Origin of the sequence: Flaviaestuariibacter flavus, from assembly GCF_004337505.1 — a bacterium.
In the GTDB taxonomy this organism is placed as follows: domain Bacteria; phylum Bacteroidota; class Bacteroidia; order Chitinophagales; family Chitinophagaceae; genus Flavisolibacter; species Flavisolibacter flavus.
Window position 1 is genome coordinate 1 of sequence record NZ_SJZI01000010.1, and the last position, 5,503, is coordinate 5,503.

At 48.8% G+C, this 5,503-nt stretch carries 2 tRNA genes and 3 rRNA genes; all 5 read left to right on the plus strand.

Going from position 1 to position 5,503, the window contains the following annotated elements:
* The first annotated feature begins 159 nt into the window (after positions 1-159).
* A 16S ribosomal RNA gene (locus EPD60_RS07185) occupies positions 160-1,691 on the plus strand.
* A 117-nt stretch (positions 1,692-1,808) separates the two neighbouring features.
* A tRNA-Ile gene (locus tag EPD60_RS07190) sits at positions 1,809-1,886 on the plus strand.
* Positions 1,887-1,962: 76 nt separating this feature from the next.
* Positions 1,963-2,036: transfer RNA gene (locus EPD60_RS07195), tRNA-Ala, on the plus strand.
* 323 nt (positions 2,037-2,359) lie between these two features.
* Positions 2,360-5,237, plus strand: a 23S ribosomal RNA gene (locus tag EPD60_RS07200).
* A gap of 77 nt (positions 5,238-5,314) precedes the next feature.
* A 5S ribosomal RNA gene (gene rrf, locus EPD60_RS07205) occupies positions 5,315-5,426 on the plus strand.
* Together the 16S, 23S and 5S rRNA genes with 2 tRNA genes alongside form the textbook arrangement of a ribosomal RNA operon.
* The last annotated feature ends 77 nt before the right edge of the window (positions 5,427-5,503 follow it).

Here is a 5,503-nt window from a genome sequence, read left to right on the forward strand (position 1 = left end):
AAGTTCTTTGAAAGAAAGGGAAGCAATAGCATACTATTTAGGTAGTATAAAAAATTAAGTAGGTAAGGCATTGATGGTCTGATTAACTAATAATCGACAATTAATGACTCGATCATTTTCTTGAGAAAATTTTCTAGTCAGGAAGTCAACAATTCATTTACAATGGAGAGTTTGATCCTGGCTCAGGATGAACGCTAGCGGCAGGCTTAATACATGCAAGTCGAGGGGCAGCATGGTTGTAGCAATACAACTGATGGCGACCGGCAAACGGGTGCGGAACACGTACACAACTTACCCTGAACTGGGGGATAGCCTTCCGAAAGGGAGATTAATACCTCATAGGATCGTGGAGTGGCATCACTCAGCGATTAAAGCTCCGGCGGTTTAGGATGGGTGTGCGGCTGATTAGGTAGTTGGTTGAGGTAACGGCTCACCAAGCCTGCGATCAGTAACTGGTGTGAGAGCACGACCAGTCACACGGGCACTGAGACACGGGCCCGACTCCTACGGGAGGCAGCAGTAAGGAATATTGGTCAATGGACGCAAGTCTGAACCAGCCATGCCGCGTGAAGGATGAAGGTCCTCTGGATTGTAAACTTCTTTTATAGGGGACGAAATCAACATTTCCATGTTGTCTGACGGTACCCTAGGAATAAGCACCGGCTAACTCCGTGCCAGCAGCCGCGGTAATACGGAGGGTGCAAGCGTTATCCGGATTCACTGGGTTTAAAGGGAGCGTAGGAGGGCAGGTAAGTCAGTGGTGAAATCTTTGGGCTTAACCCGAAAACTGCCATTGATACTATCTGTCTTGAATATGGTGGAGGTGAGCGGAATATGTCATGTAGCGGTGAAATGCTTAGATATGACATAGAACACCGATTGCGAAGGCAGCTCGCTACGCCTATATTGACTCTGAGGCTCGAAAGCGTGGGGATCAAACAGGATTAGATACCCTGGTAGTCCACGCCCTAAACGATGGATACTCGACGTGTGCGATATGACTGTACGCGTCTGAGCGAAAGCATTAAGTATCCCACCTGGGAAGTACGACCGCAAGGTTGAAACTCAAAGGAATTGGCGGGGGTCCGCACAAGCGGTGGAGCATGTGGTTTAATTCGATGATACGCGAGGAACCTTACCTGGGCTAGAATGCAGTTGGACCGTGGGTGAAAGCTCACTTTGTAGCAATACACCGACTGTAAGGTGCTGCATGGCCGTCGTCAGCTCGTGCCGTGAGGTGTTGGGTTAAGTCCCGCAACGAGCGCAACCCCCATCACTAGTTGCCATCAGGTAACGCTGGGAACTCTAGTGAAACTGCCGTCGTAAGACGCGAGGAAGGAGGGGATGATGTCAGGTCATCATGGCCTTTATGCCCAGGGCTACACACGTGCTACAATGGGTCGGACAAAGGGCTGCCACTTAGCGATAAGGAGCCAATCCCAAAAACCGACTCTCAGTTCGGATCGCAGTCTGCAACTCGACTGCGTGAAGCTGGAATCGCTAGTAATCGTATATCAGCAATGATACGGTGAATACGTTCCCGGACCTTGCACACACCGCCCGTCAAGCCATGGAAGCTGGGTGTACCTAAAGTCGGTAACCGCAAGGAGCCGCCTAGGGTAAAACTAGTAACTGGGGCTAAGTCGTAACAAGGTAGCCGTATCGGAAGGTGCGGCTGGAATACCTCCTTTTTAGAGCAGCTGTCAATGTCGCTTTTTATGAAGCGCTTACTTAACAGCTATTGTTTCCCTCTTTCTTTCAATATTTAGTTCTTTTCACTGGACTCCGTGACTACGGGGGCTACAAAAAGATCCGTAGCTCAGCCTGGTTAGAGCACTACACTGATAATGTAGGGGTCAGCAGTTCAAATCTGCTCGGGTCTACCAAAAGTGAAGCTGCGAGGAGAGTGATGTGCGGATTGAATGGTGACGAGTACGCTCCAGACGCTTAGCCTAAAACCTTGGGGGATTAGCTCAGCTGGCTAGAGCACCTGCCTTGCACGCAGGGGGTCAACGGTTCGAATCCGTTATCCTCCACAAATTAGTTCTTTTCTTTCTTTTAGATGTGGTATCACAAAGTGTGGTAGCCTGATGGTTCGCAACCATAACATTTACAAAAACCACCCACGGAATAGTGATACGGGGAACGGTTTTCAGCCTTATGAGTTTCTACTCATTACTGAGAGCTAAGTACTGGTTGATCTTGGTGGACTGGAAAGTTCTTTGACATATTGGAATCAATTAAGTTGTTATAACGTGAAGTAAATCACACGATCACACAAGATAATAGATCAGAAAGTTAGTAATAATTGGATGGTCTTTTCTGAAGTGGTCGGGTAACAAATACAATTTCTAAATTTTTTAAAGCAATTAAGGGCACATGGTGGATGCCTAGGCTCTGAGAGGCGATGAAGGACGTGGTAAGCTGCGAAAAGCCAGGGGGAACTGCACACAAGTATTATATCCCTGGATATCCGAATGGGACAACCCAGCATGCTGAAGGCATGTTACACCGTAAGGTGAGCCAACCCCGGGAACTGAAACATCTAAGTACCGGGAGGAAAAGAAAACAAATAGTGATTCCCTGAGTAGTGGCGAGCGAAACGGGAATAGCCTAAACTTAAGGAGCGTGCTCCTTGAGGGTTGTAGGGCTGCATTTAGAAAGAGTCATCAAGCGGAACCTTCTGGAAAGTGGGGCCATAGAGCATGAAAGCTGCGTACGCGTAAATTGACTTGGACGAGCAGTACCCTGAGTAGGGCGGGACCGGAGAAATCCTGCTTGAATCTGCCAGCACCATCTGGTAAGGCTAAATACTCCTCAGAGACCGATAGTGAACCAGTACCGTAAGGGAAAGGTGAAAAGCACCCTAAACAAGGGAGTGAAATAGTACCTGAAACCGTGTGCCTACAAGCGGTCGGAGCCTAGTAATGGGTGACGGCGTGCCTTTTGCATAATGAACCTACGAGTTACTCCTCACTGGCGAGGTTAAGTTCTTAAGTAACGGAGCCGTAGCGAAAGCGAGTCCGAACAGGGCGCTTAGTCAGTGGGGGTAGACGCGAAACTTTGTGATCTATCCATGGGCAGGCTGAAGGTGTGGTAACACACGCTGGAGGGCCGAACGCGTAAACGTTGAAAAGTTTTGCGATGACCTGTGGATAGGGGTGAAAGGCCAATCAAACTGAGAGATAGCTCGTTCTCCCCGAAATGTTTTTAGGAACAGCGTCACATTTTAGAAGTTTATGAGAGGTAGAGCTACTGATTGGGCTAGGGGGCTTCACCGCCTACCAAACCCTGACAAACTCCGAATGCTCATAAATATCTGTGGCAGTGAGGCTGTGGGCGCTAAGGTCCATGGCCGAGAGGGAAATAACCCAGAATAACAGCTAAGGTCCCTAATACGTAGTTAAGTTGGTCAAACGAGGTGGAGTTTCTATAACAGCCAGGATGTTGGCTTGGAAGCAGCCATTCATTTAAAGAGTGCGTAACAGCTCACTGGTCGAGAGACTCTGCACGGAAAATAATCGGGCATCAAACTACGAACCGAAGCTTTATGTTGCACACTATGTGTGTATACGGTAGGGGAGCATTGAAGCAGCGTCGAAGGTGATGGGCGACCATTGCTGGAGCGGCTTCAAAAGAAAATGTAGGTATAAGTAACGATAAACAAGGTGAAAAACCTTGTCGCCGAAAGTCTAAGGGTTCCTGATCAACGTTAATCGGATCAGGGTTAGTCGGGTCCTTAGGAGAACCCGAAAGGGGTATCTGATGGAAAACTGGTTAATATTCCAGTACCCGCATTAGTTTCGATGGGGTGACGCAGTATTGAAAGTTCCTCGCACTTACGGAATAGTGCGATTAAGGTTGTAGCTATTTGTTTTCCAGGTAAATCCGGAAGATAAGGCAAAGACTGAAAGTACACCAAGGCTTCGGCTGCGGTGAGTGAACCTAAAAGCTGCCGAGAAAAACCTCTAAGGTTAGGCTAATGCGGCCCGTACCGCAAACCGACACAGGTAGACGGGAAGAATATTCTCAGGCGCTCGGGTGAGCCGTGGAGAAGGAACTAGGCAAATTGACGCTGTAACTTCGGGATAAAGCGTCCCTACTTCGGTAGGGCACAGTAAAATGGTTCAACCAACTGTTTAACAAAAACACAGGGCTCTGCAAAATCGCAAGATGACGTATAGGGCCTGATACCTGCCCGGTGCTGGAAGGTTAAGGAAGGATGTTCGGGGTAACCCAAAGCTTCTGACTGAAGCCCCAGTAAACGGCGGCCGTAACTATAACGGTCCTAAGGTAGCGAAATTCCTTGTCGGGTAAGTTCCGACCTGCACGAATGGTCTAATGAGTTGAACACTGTCTCCTCCACGAGCCCGGTGAAATTGTAGTATCGGTGAAGATGCCGGTTACCCGCCACGGGACGGAAAGACCCCGTGAACCTTCACTACAACTTTGCATTGATTTTGAACAACCGATGTGTAGGATAGTTGGGAGACTGTGAAGTGGCCTCGCCAGGGGTCATGGAGTCATCGTTGAAATACCAACCTTCGTTTGTTTAGAGTCTAATCCCTTACGGGAAACAGTGCATGGTGGGTAGTTTGACTGGGGTGGTCGCCTCCTAAAAAGTAACGGAGGCTTGCAAAGGTTCCCTCAGTACGGTTGGTAATCGTACGTAGAGCGCATCAGTATAAGGGAGCTTGACTGTGAGACAGACGCGTCGAGCAGGGGCGAAAGCCGGCTGAAGTGATCCGGTGGTTCTGTATGGAAGGGCCATCGCTCAAAGGATAAAAGGTACTCCGGGGATAACAGGCTGATCTCCCCCAAGAGCTCATATCGACGGGGAGGTTTGGCACCTCGATGTCGGTTCGTCACATCCTGGGGCTGGAGAAGGTCCCAAGGGTTCGGCTGTTCGCCGATTAAAGTGGCACGTGAACTGGGTTCAGAACGTCGCAAGACAGTTCGGTCCCTATCTGTGGTGGGCGCAAGTAAATTGAGAGGACATGACCTTAGTACGAGAGGACCGGGTCGTACGTACCGCTGGTGTATCTGTTGTGCCGCCAGGTGCAGCGCAGAGTAGCTATGTACGGACAGGATAAACGCTGAAAGCATCTAAGCGTGAAACCTTCCTCAAGATGAGTTTACTTTTAAGGGTCGTCAGAGACGATGACGTTGATAGGCTACAGGTGTAAAGCTGGTGACAGCAAAGCCGAGTAGTACTAATTGCCCGTACGCTTTAATTTTTATTTATTTACTCCTCGTTTTAACAACGATTCCAATATGTCACCTTATTGTTGATTACTCGTAATCATCACCTTATTATGGTGGTTTTGCCGAGGGTGTTCACCTCTTCCCATCCCGAACAGAGAAGTTAAGCCCCTCATGGCCGATGGTACTGCACCACAATGCGGGAGAGTAGGTAGCTGCCATATTTATTAAAAAAAGCCTCGATCGAAAGATCCGAGGCTTTTTTGCATTTATACCCGCACACGCACACCTCCCACACACA